Raw genomic sequence first — 18,227 nt, 5'->3', positions numbered from 1 at the left:
CCGGATCGGCCCCCGGTGAACAGCACCCGCCGACCGTGTGGCCGGATCGTGATCCTCAAGTTCCGCTCAGATCGGCTGACGTGGCGTCGTCAGGGCTCCTATGGTCACCCCACCGAGGGCCGCGACTCCGCCGGTTGCGGTCCTCGGATTTCTACCACCATTGCCGCCCAAGGGAGTTCACCCCCCGGCGGCCGACCCGAGGGAGCCGGCGCGATGACCACGAGCCTCGACAAGGACTCCCGTGCCGACGCCGCCCCACTGGTGGTCCTGCGCAACGTGAACAAGCACTTCGGTGCGCTGCACGTGCTCCAGGACATCGACCTGGAGATCCAGCAGGGCGAGGTGGTCGTCCTGATCGGCCCGTCCGGCTCGGGCAAGTCCACGCTGTGCCGGACGATCAACCGGCTGGAGACCATCGACTCCGGGACGATCACCGTCGACGGCCGCCCGCTGCCCGCCGAGGGCCGGGAGCTGGCCCGGCTGCGGGCCGAGGTCGGCATGGTCTTCCAGAGCTTCAACCTGTTCGCCCACAAGACCGTGCTGGAGAACGTGGTCCTCGGCCAGGTGAAGGTCCGCGGCATCGCCAGGGACAAGGCCGCGGCGACCGCCCGCGAGCTGCTGGACCGGGTCGGTGTCGGCGCCCAGGCCGCGAAGTACCCGGCCCAGCTGTCCGGCGGCCAGCAGCAGCGCGTCGCGATCGCCCGGGCCCTGGCGATGAACCCGAAGGTGATGCTCTTCGACGAGCCCACCTCGGCCCTCGACCCCGAGATGATCAACGAAGTGCTGGAGGTCATGCGCCAGTTGGCCGCCGACGGCATGACCATGGTGGTCGTCACCCACGAGATGGGCTTCGCCCGCTCCGCCGCCAACCGGGTGCTGTTCATGGCCGACGGCCGGATCGTCGAGCAGAACACCCCGGAGGCCTTCTTCACCGCGCCGCGCTCCGAGCGCGCCAAGGACTTCCTCTCCAAGATCCTGCACCACTGATCCCCGGGCCGATCCCGGCCGACGGCGGCGAGGGCGCCGCCGCGCGCCCGCCCGCCCGGCCCCGTCCGACCGTTCCGACCTGCCTTCGCCAGAGCCCGGTTGACCCGTGGCCCAGCCCGAGGAGACCCTCATGAGGACCCGTCGCACCTTCGCCGTCGCGCTCTGTGCCGTCGCGCTCACCGCCACCGCCGCCTGCGGCAAGGACGGCACCCCCGGCGCCGCCGCCACCGCGTCCGGCGGCAGCGCCGCGCCGGCCCTGCCCACCTACACCGTGAAGACCGACGTCAAGGTGGACTCGGCGATCCTGGCCGCCGCCAAGCAGCGCGGTCAGCTGATCATCGGCGCCAAGGCCGACCAGCCGTTCCTCGGCTTCGAGGACCTCGCCTCCGGCGACCGCAGCGGCTTCGACATCGAGATCGCCAAGATGGTCGCCGCCGACCTCGGCTTCACCCCGCAGCAGATCAAGTGGCAGACCCTGGTCTCCTCGCAGCGCGAGCCGGCCATCTCCAAGGGGCAGATCGACTTCTACGTCGGCACCTACAGCATCAACGACGAGCGCAAGAAGTCCGTCTCCTTCGCCGGCCCGTACTACATCGCCGGCCAGGACCTGCTGGTCAAGGCCGACAACACCACGATCACCGGCCCGGACTCGCTCAACGGCAAGAACGTCTGCACCGCCACCGGCTCGACCTCGATCAAGAACATCGAGAAGTACTCGCCGAAGATCACCCAGTTCGACACCTACTCGGCCTGCGTCGAGAAGCTGATGTCGGGCGAGGTCGACGCGGTCACCACCGACGACGCCATCCTCAAGGGCTACGCCTCGAAGTACGCGCCCAAGCTCAAGGTGGTCGGCCAGCCCTTCACCAAGGAGAACTACGGCGTCGGCCTGAACAAGGACGACAAGGCGCTGCGCGACGCGATCAGCGACGCGATCAAGGCCCACCAGGACAACGGCGACTGGAAGAAGGCCTACGACGCCACCCTCGGCCTCTCCGGCTCCACCGCGCCGCAGCCGCCGGCCCTCGACCGCTACTGATCCACCCGCTCCCCGGGGCGACCGACCCCCTGAGACGAACCCCTGAGAGGAGGGCCGCCGGATGGGCTTCCTGTTCGAGGACGGCAACTTCGCGCTGTTCCGCGACGGCTTCCTGCAGACGATCGAGCTGAGCGCGCTCAGCGCGCTGCTCGCCCTGCTGCTGGGCACCCTGCTGGCGGCCTTCCGGGTCTCCCCGATCCCGGTCCTGCGGGCCTTCGGCACCGCCTGGGTCACGCTCTTCCGCAACACCCCGCTGACCCTGCTGTTCTTCGCCGTGACCTTCGGCCTGCCGCCGCTCGGCGTGCACTTCAGCCACCTCACCTTCGCGGTGCTGGCGCTCGGCGGCTACACCGCGTCGTTCGTCTGCGAGGTGCTGCGCTCCGGCATCAACACGGTGCCACTGGGCCAGGCCGAGGCGGCCCGCAGCCTGGGCATGACCTTCGGCCAGACGCTCACCCTGGTCGTCCTGCCGCAGGCCGCCCGCACCGTGCTGGCGCCGATGAGCAGCGTCTTCATCGCCCTGCCCAGGAACTCCGCCATCGCTGGCGCGTTCAGCGTCAGCGAGCTCTACAGCACCCAGCAGACCTTCTCCGAGCGCGGCTACTCGATCTTCGCGATCTTCTTCTGGGTGGCCTGCGCCTACCTGCTGATCAGCGCCGCCGTCTCCCTGCTGTTCCGCTTCCTCGAAGACCGACTGGCGGTGGCCCGATGAGCACCCTCTTCACCCGCTCCGCCGCGCCGGGCGTCCTCTACGACGCCCCCGGCCCGCGGGCCCGCGCCCGCTACCGGATCTTCGGGGTGCTGGCGCTGCTCGGCGTCGCCGGGCTGCTCTGGTACACCGTCAGCGCGCTGGCCGACAACGGCCAGTTCGACCCCGGCCTCTGGGACGCGTTCCAGTACACGACCGTCCAGCAGCGGATCGTCGACGGCCTGCTCTCCACCCTGGAGGCCTTCGGGCTGGCGGCGGTGTTCTCGCTCGCGCTGGGCGCGCTGCTCGCCGCCGGGCGGCTCTCCGACCACAAACCGGTCCGCTGGGCGGCCACCGTCTTCGTCCAGTTCTTCCGGGCGATGCCGCTGCTGATCCTGATCGTCGCCCTCTACTACGCGTTCTTCGCCAAGCAGCCGATGTGGGCGCTGGTGCTCGGGCTCACCCTCTACAACGGCTCGGTCCAGGCGGAGATCATCCGCACCGGTGTGAACGCCGTGCCGCGCGGCCAGGGCGAGGCCGCCTACGCGCTCGGCATGCGCAAGACCCAGGTGATGACGACCATCCTGGTCCCGCAGGCGGTCCGCTCGATGCTGCCCTCGATGATCGGCCAGCTGGTCGTCACGCTCAAGGACACCTCGCTCGGCTTCATCATCACCTACCACGAGCTGCTCTTCGTCGGTAAGGCCATCGCCAGCCAGCCGCTGAACGCCGCCGGCTTCCCCTACATCCCCGTCGTCCTGGTGATCGGGCCCCTGTACATCGCGATGTGCCTGGTGCTCACCGCGCTCGCCCGCTGGATCGAGGCACGCGGACGAGGCGGCGCGAACCGGCGCACTTCACCTGCTGCTTGACGGGCACGCAGGTGAACTGTTGCATTGCTCTTCGTGACACCATCCGGGAGCATCCACGCGGCATATGACGGCGGCCCGACGGCCTGCCCTCACCCGGAGGTCCACGGCCGCGGCTCAGCGGACCGTCCGGGCCCGAAGGGGACGGCATGGATCCGGTGATCGTGGTCGGGGCCGGGCCGGTCGGCCTGGCCCTGGCCCTCGCACTCGCCCGGCACGAGGTGCCGACCGTCGTCCTCGACGAGGGCTCCGGGCTCTGCCCCGAGAGCCCGCGCAGCGTCGTCCTCGGCTCCGACACCGCCGCCCTGCTCACCCGGATCGGCTACCCCCGGGCCGTCGCCGACGCCGCCCGCTGGGACGCCTTCACCGTCTGGCGCCGCCGCCAGGAGGTGCTCCGGATCGACCTCGCCGACACCCCCGTCCTGCACCTGCCCCAGCACCGCCTCCAGCGCGGACTGCAGGACGCCCTCACCGGCACCCCGCTGGTCAGGCTGGTCCCGCTCAGCCGGGTCACCCGGCTCGAACAGGACCGCGACGGCGTCAGCGTGCTCACCCGCAACCCGAAGGACGGCACCGAGACCTGGTGGCGCGGCAGCCACCTGGTCGGCTGCGACGGCGCCCGCTCGGCCGTCCGCAAACTGCTGAAGATCCGCTTCCCCGGCCGGCCCGCCGTCGACCGCAGCGCCGTCGCCACCGTCCGGGTCGACCTGCCGTTCACCGAGCCCCGGCTGCACCGCGAGCCGCCGTGGCGCGGCGACCGCGAGGCCACCGCCCGCCCGCTGCCGCACGGCGTCTGGCGGCTCGACTGGCGGCTGCCCCCGGGCCGGCCCGCGGTCACCGAACCGGTCGACCCGCACGCCACCTGGCCCGGCATCGTCACCGGCGACACCCTGCTCACCCGGGTCACCGCCACCCTCGCCGGTTGGTGCGGCGAGCTCCCGACGTTCGACCTGCTCGCCGCCGCCGACCACACCGCCCAGCAGCGGCTGGCCGCCCGGTTCCGGGTCGACCGCTGCTTCCTGGCCGGCGACGCCGCCCACCTGCACGGCGCGCTCGGCATGCAGAACCTCACCGACGGCCTGCGCGACGCCGACAACCTGGCCTGGCGGCTCGCCCTCGCCTGGCACCTCCACTCCGGCGGCCCGCAGCCCAGCGGCTCCCTGCTCGACGGCTACGAGGCCGAGCGGCGCGGTGCGGTCGGCGCCCGGCTGCGCGCCGTCGACCAGTCCATGCCGCTGCTGCGCCCGCTGCGCGGCTGGGCGCAGACCCGGCGCTCGCTGTTCACCGGCTCCTTCCGCAAGCACGCGCCGCTGCTCGCCGACGGGCACCTCGGCACCGGCCGGTTCGGCGGCGCCCCCGCCTACCCGGCCGCCCCCTCCGGCGTGCCCGGGCGGGTCCCGGTCCAGCGCGGCACGCGCGGCGTCGCCACCTCGCTCAGCGAGCTGCTGCCGGCCACCGCGCCCGGAGTGCTCGTCCCGGACCTGCCGGTGCTGGCCACCGACGGCACCCCGGACCAGTTGCACGCCCGGCTCGGCGCCGGCTTCCTGCTGCTGCTGGTCGCCCCCGGCACCGCCGTCTGGTCCGCCGAGCACTGGCTGGGCGCCGGGCTGATGCCCCGGCTGGCCGAGGTCGCCGCCGCGCTGCCGGTGCCGGCCGAGGTCCTGGTCACCGAGGCCTACCCGGGCGCCGGCCCGCACACCGTGCTGCTGATCCGGCCCGACGGCCACCTGGTCGGGACCACCCAGGGCGCCGACGGCGAGGACCTCCAGGCGCTGGCCGACCGGGCCCGGGGCGGCCCGGCCTCGCTCACCGGCGGGTCCGAGCCGCAGCCCCCGCAGCCCTCGGAGCCCTCGGAGCCGCACCCGCAGGCAAGCCGCCCGCCGGCCGCGTCCCCGACCTCACCGGACAGGACACCTAGCGCGCGACCTCGGTGACCCGGCTCTCGCGGACCACCGTGACCCGGATCTGGCCCGGGTAGGTCAGCTCCTCGGCGACCTGCTTGGCGACCTCGCGGGCGATCACCTGCGCCCCGAGGTCGTCCACCACCTCCGGACGGACCATCACCCGGACCTCCCGGCCGGCCTGCATCGCGTAGACGTCGGCCACGCCGTCGTGCGCCCGGGCGATCTCCTCCAGCCGCTCCAGCCGCCGCACATACGCCTGCAGCGACTCCTTGCGCGCGCCCGGCCGCCCGCCCGAACAGGCGTCGGCGGCCTGGACCAGTACCGCCTCCACGGTCTGCGGCTCCACCTCGCCGTGGTGGGCCGCGATCGCGTGCACCACGTCCGCCGGCTCGTCGTGCCGCCGGGCGAAGTCCGCGCCGACCGCCGCGTGGCTGCCCTCGACCTCGTGGGTCAGCGCCTTGCCGATGTCGTGCAGCAGCGCCGCGCGCCGCACCGGATCCGGGTCCACCCCGAGCTCGGCGGCCATCATCCCGGCCAGGTGCGCCGACTCCACCAGGTGGCCGAGCACGTTCTGCCCGTACGAGGCCCGGTAGCGCAGGGTCCCCAGGGTGCGGACCAGCTCCGGGTGCATGGCGCCGACCCGGACGGCGAGCAGCGCGTCCTCCCCGGCCCGCACGCAGCGGCGTTCCACCTCCGTGCGGCTGCGCGCGTGGACGTGCTCGATCCGCAGCGGGTGGATCCGGCCGTCCTCGACCAGCTGTTCCAGGGTGAGGCGGGCGGTCTCCCGGCGGACCGGGTCGAAGCAGGAGAGCTGCACCACCGCCGGGGTGTCGTCGATGATCAGATTGACGCCGGTGACGGCCTCGAAGGTCTTGATGTTGCGGCCCTCGCGCCCGATCACCCGGCCCTTCATCTCCTCGGTGGGCAGCCGGAACACCGACACCGCGGTCTCGGCGGTCTGCTCGGCCGCCAGCCGCTGGATCGCCCCGGCCACGATGCCCCGGGCCCGCTGCTCGCCCTCCTCGCGGGCGGCGCGCTCGATCTCCCGGACGGTGACCGCCGCCTCCCGGCGGGCCCGCGCCTCGGCGGCGCGGACGAGTTCGGCGCGGGCCTCGGCGGCGGAGAGCCCGGCGGTCCGCTCCAACTCGGCCGCCCCGTGCCGGACCAGCTCCTCGGCGGCGTCCCTGGCGCGCGCCACCTCGGCCGTCCGCTCGGCCAGTTCGCCCTCACGGGTGCGCAACCGGTCGAGCTCCCCGGCCAACCACTCCTCGCGCCGGTCGAGTTCGGCGCGCAGCCGGTCCGCCTGCAGTTCGGTCCGGCGCCGCGTCCGCTCGCTCTCGGCGGCGGCCCGGCGTTGCGCACCCCGGTACCGCCGGGCCAGCAACCAGGCCGTCACCAGGGCCGCCGACACGGCCGCCACCAGCAGGGAGGCGGCCGATCCGGCGCTCACCGCGGTCCTCATGCTGCCCACTCCCCGTCCCGCCGCGGCACGCCGCCCGGACCGTCGCGCGGCCGGCCCGGAACCACCCGGTCGCAAGCACGGCCGGGAGCGCGGCCGGGGGTGGCCGAGGGATGATCGACGTGCTCCCGCACTGAGTGCGAGGCTAGGCGCGGGTTACGAAACGGTCAAGACTGGCCAGGCAGTTGACCAACCCTCGGGTAACCCCCGGTGACCCGGGCGTCAGTCCTCGTACGCCGTGTCCCCGTACGCCCCGTCCTGCTCCCCGGCACCGGCCTCCTCCTCGTCCAGCGCCTCGCGGACCACCCGGAAGGCCAGCCCTTCGGAGTAGCCGCGCCGGGCCAGCATCCCGACCAGCCGACGGGTGCGGGTCTGCCGCTCCAGGCCCCGGGTGGTCCGCAGCCGGCGCTCGACCAGGGCGCGGGCCGCCTCGGTCTCGTCGTCCGGGTCGACCTGGGCGAGGGCCTGCTCGGCGAGGTCCCCGGCGACCCCCTTGGTCCGCAGTTCCTGGGCGAGCGCGCGCCGGGACAGGCCCCGGACGCTGTGCCGGGACTCCACCCAGGCACGGGCGAAGGCCGCGTCGTCGATCAGCCCGACCTCCTCCAGCCGGGTCAGCACCTCCTCGGCGACCTCGTCCGGGATCTCCCGCTTGCGCAGGGCGTCGGCGAGCTGCTTGCGGGTCTTGGCCGCGCCGGTGAGCAGGCGCAGGCAGATGTCCCGGGCCCGGCTCTCGGGGTCGGCCGGCTCCTCGGCCCGGCCGCGCCGGGACGCGCCACCGGACCGCTCCGGAGCACCGGCGCCGTCCGCACCGTCCGAGCCGTACCCGCCCTCGTGGTCGGCGCCCGTTCGGGCCGCGCCGCGCCGGGTGCGGCCGGAGCGCCGCACCGGCCGCTCGTCCGGGCACGCCGGGGCGGGGGCGGCCGCACCCCCGTGACCGGCCGCCCCCGCTCCGTCGTGCCCGGCACCCTCACCGGACGACCGGCCGGGGGGCTGCTCCGCCGCCAGCGCCGAGCGGCGCCGACGCCGCCCCGAGGGCAGCTCGGAGGCGGAGACCAGCCCGAGCTCCTCCACGTCCGCCGGGCGTGCCGCGGACCGCCGCGCGGACCGGCGTCGCCGTCCGGGACCCGGCTCGGGCTCGGGTCCGGCCTCGGGTCGGGACTCGGGCTCCGGTTCGGCCACGGCCGCGAACCAGTCCGGCGGCCCGTAATCGTCGTCCTCCGGGCCGACCGGCCCACTGTGCTGCGTCAACGGCTCAGGCCTTGGCGGCCGCCGCCGTCTTCTTCGCCGCGGCCGTCTTGGCGGCGGTCGCGGTGATCGGCTTGGCCGCGCCCTCGGCGGCGTCCGCCCCGGCCTCGGCCTCGGCCGGCTCCTCCACCTTGGGGCCGATGCCCAGCTTGCCCTTGATCTTCCGCTCGATCTCGTCGGCCAGCTGCGGGTTGTCCCGCAGGAAGTTGCGGGCGTTCTCCTTGCCCTGGCCGAGCTGGTCGCCCTCGTAGGTGTACCAGGCGCCCGACTTGCGGATGAAGCCGTGCTCCACGCCCATGTCGATCAGGCCGCCCTCGCGGCTGATGCCCACGCCGTAGAGGATGTCGAACTCGGCCTGCTTGAACGGCGCGGCGACCTTGTTCTTCACGACCTTGACGCGGGTGCGGTTGCCGACCGCCTCGGTGCCGTCCTTCAGGGTCTCGATCCGGCGGATGTCCAGGCGGACCGAGGCGTAGAACTTCAGCGCCCGGCCACCGGTCGTGGTCTCCGGCGAGCCGAACATCACGCCGATCTTCTCGCGCAGCTGGTTGATGAAGACCGCGGTGGTGTTCGACTGGTTCAGCGCACCGGCGATCTTCCGCAGCGCCTGGCTCATCAGGCGGGCCTGCAGACCGACGTGCGAGTCGCCCATCTCGCCCTCGATCTCCGCGCGCGGGACCAGCGCCGCCACGGAGTCGATGATCACCAGGTCGATCGCGCCGGAGCGGATCAGCATGTCGGTGATCTCCAGCGCCTGCTCGCCGGTGTCCGGCTGGCTGACCAGCAGGGCGTCGGTGTCCACGCCGAGCTTCTTGGCGTACTCGGGATCGAGCGCGTGCTCCGCGTCGACGAAGGCGACCGTGCCGCCGGCCCGCTGGGCGTTGGCCGCCAGGTGCAGGGTCAGCGTGGTCTTGCCGGAGGACTCGGGGCCGTAGATCTCGACCACCCGGCCGCGCGGGATGCCGCCGACCCCGAGAGCCACGTCCAGGGCGGTGGACCCGGTGGAGATCACCTCGATCGGCTCGTTGGCCTTCTCGCCGAGGCGCATCACCGAGCCCTTGCCGAACTGCCGCTCGATCTGGGCGAGCGCCGTCTCGAGCGCCTTCTCGCGGTCCGTACCTGCCATGGCTTCCACCCTCGGGTTCTGTGCTGTGCGCTTCATCGTCCTCGACGCTAGCGCGTCCCACCGACAATCGGCTCCGACCGGGCTCTGCCTGGGGAGAACTCTGCGCCGGAGAGTACAAAGAACACGTGTTCGAATCAAGCCTAAGCTGTTCGAGCCATGATCGACCCCGGGTTCGGACCGCCGCCCGGACTACCTCCGCCCCGAGTCCCCGCCGACCATCCGCCGCAGCCGGCGCGCCGCCTCCCGGCGCAGCTCCCGCCGCTGCCGGCGCTGCTCGCCGCGGTCGACCCGCGGGTCGGTCACCTCGTAGCGCCGGACGTACGTGCCGACGAAGCCCTGCAGGGTGGCCGCCGCCGGGATGGCGATCAGCGCGCCGACCCCGCCGAGCAGCGCCGCGCCCGCGAGCACCGAGCCGAACGCCACCGCCGGATGCACGTCCACCGTCTTCGCGGTGATCCGCGGGTGCAGCAGGTAGTTCTCGATCTGCTGGTAGACCACCACGAAGACCAGCACCCAGAGCGCGTCCACCGGCTCGTCGGTGGTGAGCGCCACCAGCACCGGCAGCGCCCCCGCCAGATAGGTGCCGATGGTCGGCACGAACTGCGACATGACGCCGACCCAGACCGCCTGCGCCGCCGCGTACGGGAGGTCCAGCAGCGCGAACATCACCCAGTGCGCGAGCGCCGAGGCGACCGCGAGCAGGGCCCGGGAGTAGAGGTAGCCGCCGGTCTTGGCCAGCGCGATCTCCCAGGCGCGCAGCACCTCGGCCTGCTTGGCGGGCGGCAGCATCGAGCAGACGGTCCGCCGCACCCGGGGGCCGTCGGCGGTGAAGTAGAAGGTGAAGAGGCCGACCGTGAAGGCCTGGAACAGCCCGCCGATCAGGGTCGAGGAGACGCCCCAGACGTTGTCCGCGGCCGACTGGGCGTAGCTCTCGATCGCGCCCGAGTCCTTGAGCAGCTTCTTCTGCAGCTCGTCCAGCGAGAGTTCCTGGTGGAAGGTGCGGTTGATCCAGGCGATCAGGTTGTCGAGCAGGTGCGGGAGGTCACTCGCGATCTTCGCCACCTGGTCGACCAGCAGGGTGCCGAGCGCCGTCAGGAAGCCGCCGACGGCGATCGCCAGCACGACGAAGACCAGGAAGGTGCCGACCCCGCGGCGCACCCCGCGGGCGGCCATCCGGTCCACCGCCGGCTCCAGCGCCAGCGACAGGAAGAAGGAGACCAGCAGCATCACGAAGAGGTCGATCAGCTCGTGGAAGGCCCAGTCGGCGAGCTGGAACAGCCCCACCATGAGCAGCGCCAGCACCATCGCCCGGGGCAGCCAGCGCGGCATCCCGGAACCCCAGAGCCCGCCCCCCGCACTGCGGGCCGACGCCGGCTCCGGCTCCGGAGTCGGGGCGGCCGGGGAGGCCGGGGAGGCGGGCGTAGGGCCCGCGGCCTCGTCGGCGACCTGCGCCGACCTGTCCGAATTCTGCTGTTCTGCACTGCTTGCCACCCGCACAGTCTGACCCATGCCCGACGCGCGTTCGAGCATCGGGCGAGGGTCGGGCGAGGGTCGCCGGGCGCGGCCGGGTCAGCGGAGCACCGAGGAGACGCCCTGGGTGTCGCAGACCACCCGCCAGACGTCCTTGGCCTCCCGGCCCGCCTCCAGCGCCTGGCGGACCGTGCGCCCGCCGAGCTCGCTCATCACGTGGTCGCTCGCGAAGGACTCCGCGTACGCCTCGCCGAAGTGCGCGTACATCCGCCGCCAGAACTCCGTCAGCCTCATGCCCACCAGTATCCCGGACCGCCCGGGCGGTCCGGGCGGTCCCTACGGGCGCCAGTCGGCCGCCGTCAGGGCGTACTCGACCTCGCCGTGCTCGCTGCCCGGGATCGTCTCCGGGTAGTCCTCGTGGAAGGTCCGCACGTACGAGAGCCCGGCCTTCTCCATCACCCGCCGTGAGCCGCGGTTCACCGCCATGGTGTACGCCACCACCCGCTCGACGCCGAGGCCGGTGAAGCCCCGGCGGATCAGCGCCCGGGAGCCCTCGGTGGCGTAGCCGCGCCCCCAGGCCGGGCGGCGCAGCCGGTAGCCCAGCTCGACCTCGGTGCGGCCGGCCGGCGGCCGGAACTCGAACCAGCCGAGGAAGGCCCCGCCCGCCCGCTCCTCGGCGGCCCACCAGCCGAAGTCGCCGTACCGGCGGTAGTGGTCGAAGTAGCGCGGCAGCAGGCTGGACTCGACGACCTCGCGCGGGGTGGCCCGCCCGCCGGTGAGGTAGCGGGTGACCTCCGGGTCGGCGTCCAGCTCGACCAGCGCGTCCACGTCGGCGGCGGTGAAGCGGCGCAGCACCAGCCGCTCGGTGGTGAGGAAGACGTCCATCCCCCGATCCTGGCCCGTCCGCCCCCGCCCGTCACCCGGTTTTCCCGGCCGCCCGCCCGGCGCTGCGGGCCACCCGCTCAGCGCGGCAGGACCAGCGCCCCGGCGCCGTAGTACTCGCGGTCGCCGCAGGCGTGCGGCCCGGGCGGGCAGGCGGCGTCCGCGGTGGCGGCCAGCAGCGCGGCGAGCCGGTCGGAGTCCCAGTCCGGGTGCAGCGCGGCGGCCACCGCGACCGCGCCGCTGACGTGCGCGGCGGCCATCGAGGTGCCGGCCAGCGCGGCGTACCGGCCGCCGGGCCAGTCGGAGACCACCGCCCCCCGGGCACCGCCGTCCGGGTCCCCGCCGGGGGCGGCCAGCGAGACCCGGCCGCGCCCGTGGTTGGTGTAGACGGACGGGCGGCCGTCCCGGTCGACGGCGGTCACCGTGACCACACCCGGCAGTTCGCCGGGCAGCCGGACGCACTCGGGGCCGAGCGAGCGGGACTGCGGGGGCCCGGTGCTGCGGTCGTTGGGGCTGCGCTCGTCGGTGCGGGCGGCGCCGAGGTCCTGGGCGTCGTTGCCGGCCGAGGCGACCACCACCGCGCCCCGGCGGCGGGCGTACTCGACGGCCCGGCCGACGGCGGCGGTCAGCGCGGCCTGGTCCAGGTCCTCGGGGCAGTTGTACTTCCACGGGTCGGCGAAGTAGCTGTTGTTGATCGCCCGGGCGCCGTGGTCGGCGGCCCAGAGCAGGCCGCAGACGATGTTCTCGGCGTAGTACTGGCCGAGCGGGCCGAGCAGCCGGACGGCGCCGATCCGCACGCCGGGGGCGACCCCGCTGACGCCGCGGCCGTCCCGGGCGGCGCCGACGATCCCGGCGACGTGGGTGCCGTGGCCGCTCTCGCCGACCCCGGCCTCGGGGCGCCAGGAGCCGGTGCGGGCGTCGGGCCGGCCGTCGGCGCAGGAGACGGAACTCCTCGGGTCGACGGCGGCGCGCAGGTCGGGGTGGGTGTCGTCGACGCCGGAGTCGAGGACGGCGACCAGCACGTCGCGCAGGGCGGCGGCGCCGGGGGCGGCCGGCCCGCGCGGCGGACCCGGGGCGGTGTCCGCGCCCGCGCCGGGGGCGGCGCCGAGCAGCGCGAGGTTCCAGGCGTCGCGCTCGCCCGGGTCGGGGACCGTGACGGTGGTGCCGTCCGCACCGTCCACCCCGCCTCCCCCGTCGTCCGCCCCGGCCCGGAAGTCCCCGGCACCGTCCACCGAGCGGGGCGGGCCGGGCACCGGCGAGGTGCGGGTGGCGCCGACCGCGGCCACCCCGGGCCGCCCGCGCACCTTCTCCGCGAAGCCCTCGGCGGCGTACGCGAGCACCGCCCCGATCTGCGGGTACTCCTGGACGACCTGCCCGCCGGCCGCGCGGGTCCGCTCCGCCGCCCGGTCGGCCCCGTCGGCGTCCGCCCGCTCCGCGAGGACCAGGTAGCTGAGGTACGCCCGCCCCGGTCCCCCGACGTACGGCACGGCGCCGCCCGCGACCAGCGCGGTGACCAGCATCGCGAGCAGGACGCGCAACGGCCCCCGGCCGCGGCGCCGGGCGGCCCCGCCCGGACCGGCCATCCGGACGGGCACCGGAGCGGGACCGCGGCCGGGCGGCGCGACGGGACCGCGGCCGGACGGGTCCGCCTGCGCCATGGCACGGTCTCCGCTCGTCGGTCCCGGCGGCCGCGCCGGGGCGGCCGGCCGCAGGAGGGCTGGTCTTCACAGGAGCATCACAGCGACTGAATCATCACCATATGATCCGTTTGTCTGTTCTGCCTTCCCGGTTGCCCCGAACGGCCACCACCCCGCCGAACACCCCTCCCTTGTCGGTGCCACCCGGCACCATGGGGGCATGGCGACCGCGCACCCGACCCCGCCCCCGTCCCCGGCCGACCCGCTGGCCGGCTTCGCCCCCGCCACCCGGGCCTGGTTCGCCGGCGCCTTCTCCGCGCCCACCACCGCCCAGGCCGAGGCCTGGCGCGCCATCGCCCGGGGCACCGACGTCCTGGTGGTCGCCCCCACCGGCTCCGGCAAGACCCTCGCGGCCTTCCTGTCCGCCCTGGACCGGCTCAGCAGCACCCCGCCCCCCGCCGAGCCCAAGCGCCGCTGCCGGGTCCTCTACATCTCCCCGCTCAAGGCCCTCGCGGTCGACGTCGAACGCAACCTCCGCGCCCCGCTGGCCGGCCTGCGCCAGGCCGCCGTCCGGCTCGGCCTGCCCGAACCGGAGATCCAGGTCGGCATCCGCTCCGGCGACACCCCCTCCGCCGACCGCCGCCGCTTCGCCACCCACCCGCCGGACATCCTGATCACCACCCCCGAGTCGCTCTTCCTGCTGCTCACCTCCGCCTCCCGGGACGCCCTGCGCGGCATCGACACGGTGATCCTCGACGAGGTGCACGCCGTCGCGGGCACCAAGCGCGGCGCCCACCTCGCGCTCTCCCTGGAGCGGCTCGACGACCTGCTCGACCGCCCGGCCCGCCGGATCGGCCTGTCCGCCACCGTCCGGCCGGTCGAGGAGGTGGCCCGCTTCCTCAGCCCCGGGCGCGGTGCCGAGGTGGTCCAGCCGCCCGCCGCCAAGGAGTTCGACCTCTCCGTGGTCGTCCCGGTCCCGGACCTCGACGACCTGCCGGCCGCCCCCGCTCTCGGCGGCGCCGCCGAGAGCGACCCGCAGCGCCAGGCCTCCATCTGGCCGCACGTCGAGGAACGGATCGTCGACCTCGTCCAGGCCCACCGCTCGACCATCGTCTTCGCCAACTCCCGCCGCCTCGCCGAGCGGCTCTGCAACCGGCTGAACGAGATCGCCCTCGAACGCGCCACCGGCACCGCCCTGCCCGAGGACCACGCCCCCGCCCTGCTGATGGGCAACGCCGGCGCCGCCAGGGGCGCCCCGCCGGTGATCGCCCGCGCCCACCACGGCTCGGTCTCCAAGGAGCAGCGCGCCCTGGTCGAGGAGGAGCTCAAGGCCGGCCGGCTGCCCGCCGTGGTCGCCACCTCCAGCCTGGAACTCGGCATCGACATGGGCGCCGTCGAGCTGGTGGTCCAGGTCGAGTCCCCGCCCTCGGTCGCCTCCGGCCTCCAGCGGGTCGGCCGGGCCGGCCACCAGGTCGGCGCGGTCTCCACCGGCGTCGTCTTCCCCAAGTACCGGGGCGACCTGGTGCAGTCCGCCGTGGTCACCGAACGGATGCGGGCCGGGCGGATCGAGGCGCTGCGCATCCCGCGCAACCCGCTCGACGTGCTCGCCCAGCAGCTGGTCGCGATGACCTCGATGGACACCTGGCAGGTCGACGAGCTGCTCACCGCGGTCCGCCGGGCCGCACCGTTCGCCACCCTCCCGCAGTCCGCCTTCGACGCGGTGCTCGACATGCTCGCCGGCCGCTACCCCTCGGACGCCTTCGCCGAACTGCGCCCCCGCCTGGTCTGGGACCGGGTGGCCGGCACCGTCAGCGGCCGCCCCGGCGCCCAGCGGCTCGCCGTCACCTCCGGCGGCACCATCCCCGACCGCGGCCTGTTCGGCGTCTTCATCGTCGGCACCGATCCGAAGAAGGGCGGTGGCCGGGTGGGAGAGCTCGACGAGGAGATGGTCTACGAGTCCCGGGTCGGCGACGTCTTCACCCTCGGCACCACCTCCTGGCGGATCGAGGAGATCACCCACGACAAGGTGATGGTCACCCCCGCCCCCGGCATCCCCGGCCGGCTCCCGTTCTGGAAGGGCGACAGCCTCGGCCGCCCGCTCGAACTCGGCCGCGCGCTCGGCGCCTTCACCCGCGAACTCGGCGCGCTGGACCCGCAGGCCGCCACCGCCCGGCTGCAGCAGGCCGGCCTGGACGACTGGGCCGCCGGCAACCTGCTCGACTACCTGGCCGAGCAGCGCGCCGCCTGCGGCCACCTCCCCGACGACCGCACCATCGTGGTCGAGCGCTTCCGCGACGAGCTCGGCGACTGGCGGATCGTCGTGCACTCCCCCTTCGGCGCCCAGGTGCACGCCCCCTGGGCGCTCGCCCTCGCCGCCCGGCTGCGCGAGAAGCACGGCCTCGACCCGCAGGTCATGCACGCCGACGACGGCATCGTGCTCCGCCTGCCGGACGCCGACCTGCTGGACTTCCCCTCGGACAAGCCGGTCACCGACGACGCCCCGGTCGGCGCCGACGCCGCCCTGTTCGACCCGCAGGAGATCGAACAGCTGGTCACCGACCAGGTCGGCGGCTCCGCCCTGTTCGCCTCCCGCTTCCGCGAGTGCGCCGGCCGCGCCCTGCTGCTCCCCCGCCGCAACCCCGGCAAGCGCACCCCGCTCTGGCAGCAGCGCCGACGCGCCGCCCAACTGCTGGAGGTCGCCGCCGAGTACGGCTCCTTCCCGATCGTCCTGGAGGCCGTCCGCGAGTGCCTCCAGGACGTCTTCGACGTCCCCGGCCTGGTCGAGCTGATGGGGGACCTCGAATCCCGCGCCGTACGGCTGGTCGAGGTCACCACCCCCGAACCCTCCCCGTTCGCCCGCTCCCTGCTCTTCGGCTACGTCGCCCAGTTCCTCTACGAGGGCGACTCCCCGCTCGCCGAACGCCGTGCCGCCGCCCTCTCCCTCGACTCCCGGCTGCTGTCCGAACTCCTCGGCCAGGCCGAGCTGCGCGAACTGCTCGACCCCCAGGTCCTCGCCGAACTGGAGGCCGAACTCCAACGGCTCACCCCCGAGCGCCGGATCAAGGACGCCGAGGGCGTCGCCGACGCGCTGCGCCTGCTCGGCCCGCTCGGCGAGGCCGAGCTGACCGCGCGCGGCGCCGAACCGCTCTGGGCCCTCGAACTGGAGGCCGCCCGCCGGGTGATCCAGGTCCGGATCGGCGGCGAGCAGCGCTGGGCCGCCATCGAGGACGCCGGCCGGCTGCGCGACGCCCTCGGCACCCCGCTGCCCGTCGGCGTGCCCGAGGCCTTCACCGAACCGGTCAAGGACCCGCTGGGCGACCTGCTCGCCCGGCACGCCCGCACCCACGGCCCGTTCACCGCCGCCGAGGCCGCCGCCCGCTACGGCCTGGGCACCGCCGTGGTCACCGGCACCCTGCACCGCCTCACCGCCACCGGCCGCCTGGTCCAGGGCGAATTCAGGCCGGTGGAGGGCCACACCGCCGCCGTCGAGTGGTGCGACGCGGAAGTCCTGCGCCGGCTGCGCCGCCGCTCGCTGGCCGCCCTGCGCCAGGAGGTCGAACCCGTCCCGCCGCGCGCCCTGGCCGCCTTCCTGCCGCAGTGGCAGCACCTGGCCGGCCACCGGCTGCGCGGCCCGGACGGCCTGCTCCGGGTGGTCGAACAGCTCCAGGGCACCGCCCTGCCCGCCTCCGCCCTGGAGAAGCTGATCCTCCCGGCCCGGCTCGCCGACTACTCCCCCGGACTGCTCGACGAACTGATGGCGGCCGGCGAGGTCGGCTGGGCCGGCGCCGGCGCACTGCCCGGCAAGGACGGCTGGATCAGCCTGCACCTGGCCGAGAACGCCCACCTGCTGCGCCCCGAACCGGTGCCGCCCACCGTCACCCCGGTGCACACCGCGCTCCTGGAGGCGCTGACCGGCGGCTACGGCCTGTTCTTCCGGCAACTGGTCGCCCACCTCCCGCAGACGCCCGAGCCGGAGGCCGTCGAGGCCCTGTGGGACCTCGTCTGGGCCGGGTACGTCAGCAACGACACCCTGGCCCCGCTGCGCGCCCTGCTCGGCTCCGGCCGGACCGCCGGCGCCACCGCCCACCGGGCGCCCCGGGCCACCCCGCGCGGCCGCTTCGGCGGCGCGGGGCGCCCGTTCGGCCGGATCGGCGGCGCGCTGCGCAGCGGCCCCCCGACGGTCGGCGGCCGCTGGTCGCTGCTGCCCCCGTTCGCCGCCGACCCGACCGTCCGGGCCACCGCCCAGGCGCAGAACCTGCTGGACCGGCACGGCCTGCTCACCCGGGGCACGGTCGCCGCCGAGCGGATCCCGGGCGGCTTCGCCGGGGTCTACCGGGTGCTCTCCGCCATGGAGGAGCGCGGCCGGACCCGCCGGGGCTACTTCGTCGAGGGGCTGGGCGGCGCCCAGTTCGCCATGGAGGGCGCGGCCGACCGGCTGCGCTCGGTCAGCGGGCGGCTGGAGCGGGCCCGGGGCGCCGAGTGGCCGGCCGCCCCCATCACCGAACCGCCGCAGGCCCTGGTGCTGGCCGCCGCCGACCCGGCCAACGCCTACGGCGCCGCGCTGCCCTGGCCCGAGCCGCCCGCCGGGTCCGCCGAGGCGGCGGGCAAGGCGCACCGACCCGGCCGGAAGGCCGGCGCCCTGGTGGTGCTGGTCGACGGCGAGCTGTGCCTGTACGTGGAGCGCGGCGGCAAGTCGCTGCTGGCCTGGGCGCAGGACGAGGCGACCCTCGCCGCGGCGGCGGCCGCGCTGGCCGGGGCGGCCCGGGCGGGGGCGCTGGGCAGCGTCACCGTCGAACGGGCCAACGGCGAGCCGGCCCTCGGGTCGGCGCTCGGCACCGCGCTGGAGCAGGCGGGCTTCCACGCCACCCCGCGCGGTCTGCGGCTGCGCCCCTGAGGCCCGCCGGCTCCCCGAGCCGGGGCC

At 74.9% G+C, this 18,227-nt stretch carries 13 protein-coding genes; 6 read left to right on the top strand and 7 right to left on the bottom strand.

The genetic code is table 11. The annotated features are described in order from the left end of the window. Positions 1-213: 213 nt before the first annotated feature. The 5 genes from ACFCLZ_RS25455 (at position 214) to ACFCLZ_RS25435 (ending at position 5,517) form a co-directional block, all read left to right on the top strand. Positions 214-987, top strand: a complete 774-nt coding sequence (locus ACFCLZ_RS25455; protein WP_380279566.1) for an amino acid ABC transporter ATP-binding protein — start codon at positions 214-216, stop codon at positions 985-987. 130 nt (positions 988-1,117) lie between these two features. Next, positions 1,118-2,026: a glutamate ABC transporter substrate-binding protein gene (locus tag ACFCLZ_RS25450; protein WP_380279564.1), complete on the top strand. Its 909-nt coding sequence runs from the start codon at positions 1,118-1,120 to the stop codon at positions 2,024-2,026. A 61-nt stretch (positions 2,027-2,087) separates the two neighbouring features. Further along, the gene (locus ACFCLZ_RS25445) at positions 2,088-2,738 is read left to right on the top strand and encodes an amino acid ABC transporter permease (protein ID WP_380279562.1); all 651 of its coding nucleotides are present in this window, start codon (positions 2,088-2,090) and stop codon (positions 2,736-2,738) included. Then, complete coding sequence (locus ACFCLZ_RS25440) at positions 2,735-3,586, top strand: amino acid ABC transporter permease (RefSeq protein ID WP_380279560.1); 852 nt, start codon at positions 2,735-2,737, stop codon at positions 3,584-3,586. Before ACFCLZ_RS25445 ends, ACFCLZ_RS25440 begins: the two co-directional genes overlap by 4 nt. Positions 3,587-3,732: 146 nt before the next feature. Next, the gene (locus tag ACFCLZ_RS25435; RefSeq protein ID WP_380279558.1) at positions 3,733-5,517 is read left to right on the top strand and encodes an FAD-dependent monooxygenase; all 1,785 of its coding nucleotides are present in this window, start codon (positions 3,733-3,735) and stop codon (positions 5,515-5,517) included. Here the strand turns inward: ACFCLZ_RS25435 and rny are convergent. The 7 genes from rny to ACFCLZ_RS25400 all read right to left on the bottom strand — a co-directional run bounded on the left by rny (position 5,498) and on the right by ACFCLZ_RS25400 (position 13,327). Continuing rightward, the gene (gene rny, locus ACFCLZ_RS25430; RefSeq protein ID WP_380279556.1) at positions 5,498-6,949 is read right to left on the bottom strand and encodes a ribonuclease Y; all 1,452 of its coding nucleotides are present in this window, start codon (positions 6,947-6,949) and stop codon (positions 5,498-5,500) included. The two genes, ACFCLZ_RS25435 and rny, sit on opposite strands and share 20 nt — an antisense overlap. A 219-nt stretch (positions 6,950-7,168) precedes the next feature. Beyond that, positions 7,169-7,951 carry a recombination regulator RecX gene (gene recX / locus ACFCLZ_RS25425; RefSeq protein WP_380286282.1) on the bottom strand — a complete coding sequence of 261 codons (783 nt, stop codon included), beginning with the start codon at positions 7,949-7,951 and terminating at the stop codon, positions 7,169-7,171. A 247-nt stretch (positions 7,952-8,198) separates the two neighbouring features. Continuing rightward, positions 8,199-9,317, bottom strand: a complete 1,119-nt coding sequence (gene recA / locus ACFCLZ_RS25420) for a recombinase RecA (RefSeq protein ID WP_380279554.1) — start codon at positions 9,315-9,317, stop codon at positions 8,199-8,201. 189 nt (positions 9,318-9,506) lie between these two features. Next, on the bottom strand, positions 9,507-10,808 hold the full coding sequence (locus ACFCLZ_RS25415) for an AI-2E family transporter (protein ID WP_380279552.1): 1,302 nt from the start codon (positions 10,806-10,808) through the stop codon (positions 9,507-9,509). A 78-nt stretch (positions 10,809-10,886) separates the two neighbouring features. Beyond that, a complete protein-coding gene (locus ACFCLZ_RS25410; RefSeq protein ID WP_380279550.1) occupies positions 10,887-11,081 on the bottom strand; it encodes a DUF3046 domain-containing protein in 195 nt (64 codons plus the stop codon). 42 nt (positions 11,082-11,123) lie between these two features. Continuing rightward, positions 11,124-11,672: a GNAT family N-acetyltransferase gene (locus tag ACFCLZ_RS25405; protein ID WP_380279548.1), complete on the bottom strand. Its 549-nt coding sequence runs from the start codon at positions 11,670-11,672 to the stop codon at positions 11,124-11,126. Between the two features lie 77 nt (positions 11,673-11,749). After that, on the bottom strand, positions 11,750-13,327 hold the full coding sequence (locus ACFCLZ_RS25400) for a S8 family serine peptidase (protein ID WP_380279546.1): 1,578 nt from the start codon (positions 13,325-13,327) through the stop codon (positions 11,750-11,752). Between the two features lie 199 nt (positions 13,328-13,526). Between ACFCLZ_RS25400 and ACFCLZ_RS25395 the strand changes: the two genes are divergently transcribed. Next, the gene (locus tag ACFCLZ_RS25395) at positions 13,527-18,200 is read left to right on the top strand and encodes an ATP-dependent helicase (RefSeq protein WP_380279544.1); all 4,674 of its coding nucleotides are present in this window, start codon (positions 13,527-13,529) and stop codon (positions 18,198-18,200) included. Positions 18,201-18,227: the final 27 nt, after the last annotated feature.

Source organism: Kitasatospora purpeofusca (genome assembly GCF_042691725.1).
In the GTDB taxonomy this organism is placed as follows: Bacteria; Actinomycetota; Actinomycetes; order Streptomycetales; family Streptomycetaceae; genus Kitasatospora; species Kitasatospora purpeofusca_B.
The sequence above is the reverse complement of the archived record's forward strand: the minus strand, read 5'-3'. Positions and strand labels throughout refer to the sequence as shown.

Coding starts and splice junctions, on each gene's coding strand:
- ACFCLZ_RS25450 (WP_380279564.1), top strand. CDS start 1,118: ATGAGGACCCGTCGCACCTTCGCCGTCGCGCTCTGTGCCGTCGCGCTC.
- ACFCLZ_RS25455 (WP_380279566.1), top strand. CDS start 214: ATGACCACGAGCCTCGACAAGGACTCCCGTGCCGACGCCGCCCCACTG.
- ACFCLZ_RS25400 (WP_380279546.1), bottom strand. CDS start 13,327: ATGGCGCAGGCGGACCCGTCCGGCCGCGGTCCCGTCGCGCCGCCCGGC.
- rny (WP_380279556.1), bottom strand. CDS start 6,949: ATGAGGACCGCGGTGAGCGCCGGATCGGCCGCCTCCCTGCTGGTGGCG.
- ACFCLZ_RS25435 (WP_380279558.1), top strand. CDS start 3,733: ATGGATCCGGTGATCGTGGTCGGGGCCGGGCCGGTCGGCCTGGCCCTG.
- ACFCLZ_RS25410 (WP_380279550.1), bottom strand. CDS start 11,081: ATGAGGCTGACGGAGTTCTGGCGGCGGATGTACGCGCACTTCGGCGAG.
- ACFCLZ_RS25405 (WP_380279548.1), bottom strand. CDS start 11,672: ATGGACGTCTTCCTCACCACCGAGCGGCTGGTGCTGCGCCGCTTCACC.
- recA (WP_380279554.1), bottom strand. CDS start 9,317: ATGGCAGGTACGGACCGCGAGAAGGCGCTCGAGACGGCGCTCGCCCAG.
- ACFCLZ_RS25440 (WP_380279560.1), top strand. CDS start 2,735: ATGAGCACCCTCTTCACCCGCTCCGCCGCGCCGGGCGTCCTCTACGAC.
- ACFCLZ_RS25395 (WP_380279544.1), top strand. CDS start 13,527: ATGGCGACCGCGCACCCGACCCCGCCCCCGTCCCCGGCCGACCCGCTG.
- ACFCLZ_RS25445 (WP_380279562.1), top strand. CDS start 2,088: ATGGGCTTCCTGTTCGAGGACGGCAACTTCGCGCTGTTCCGCGACGGC.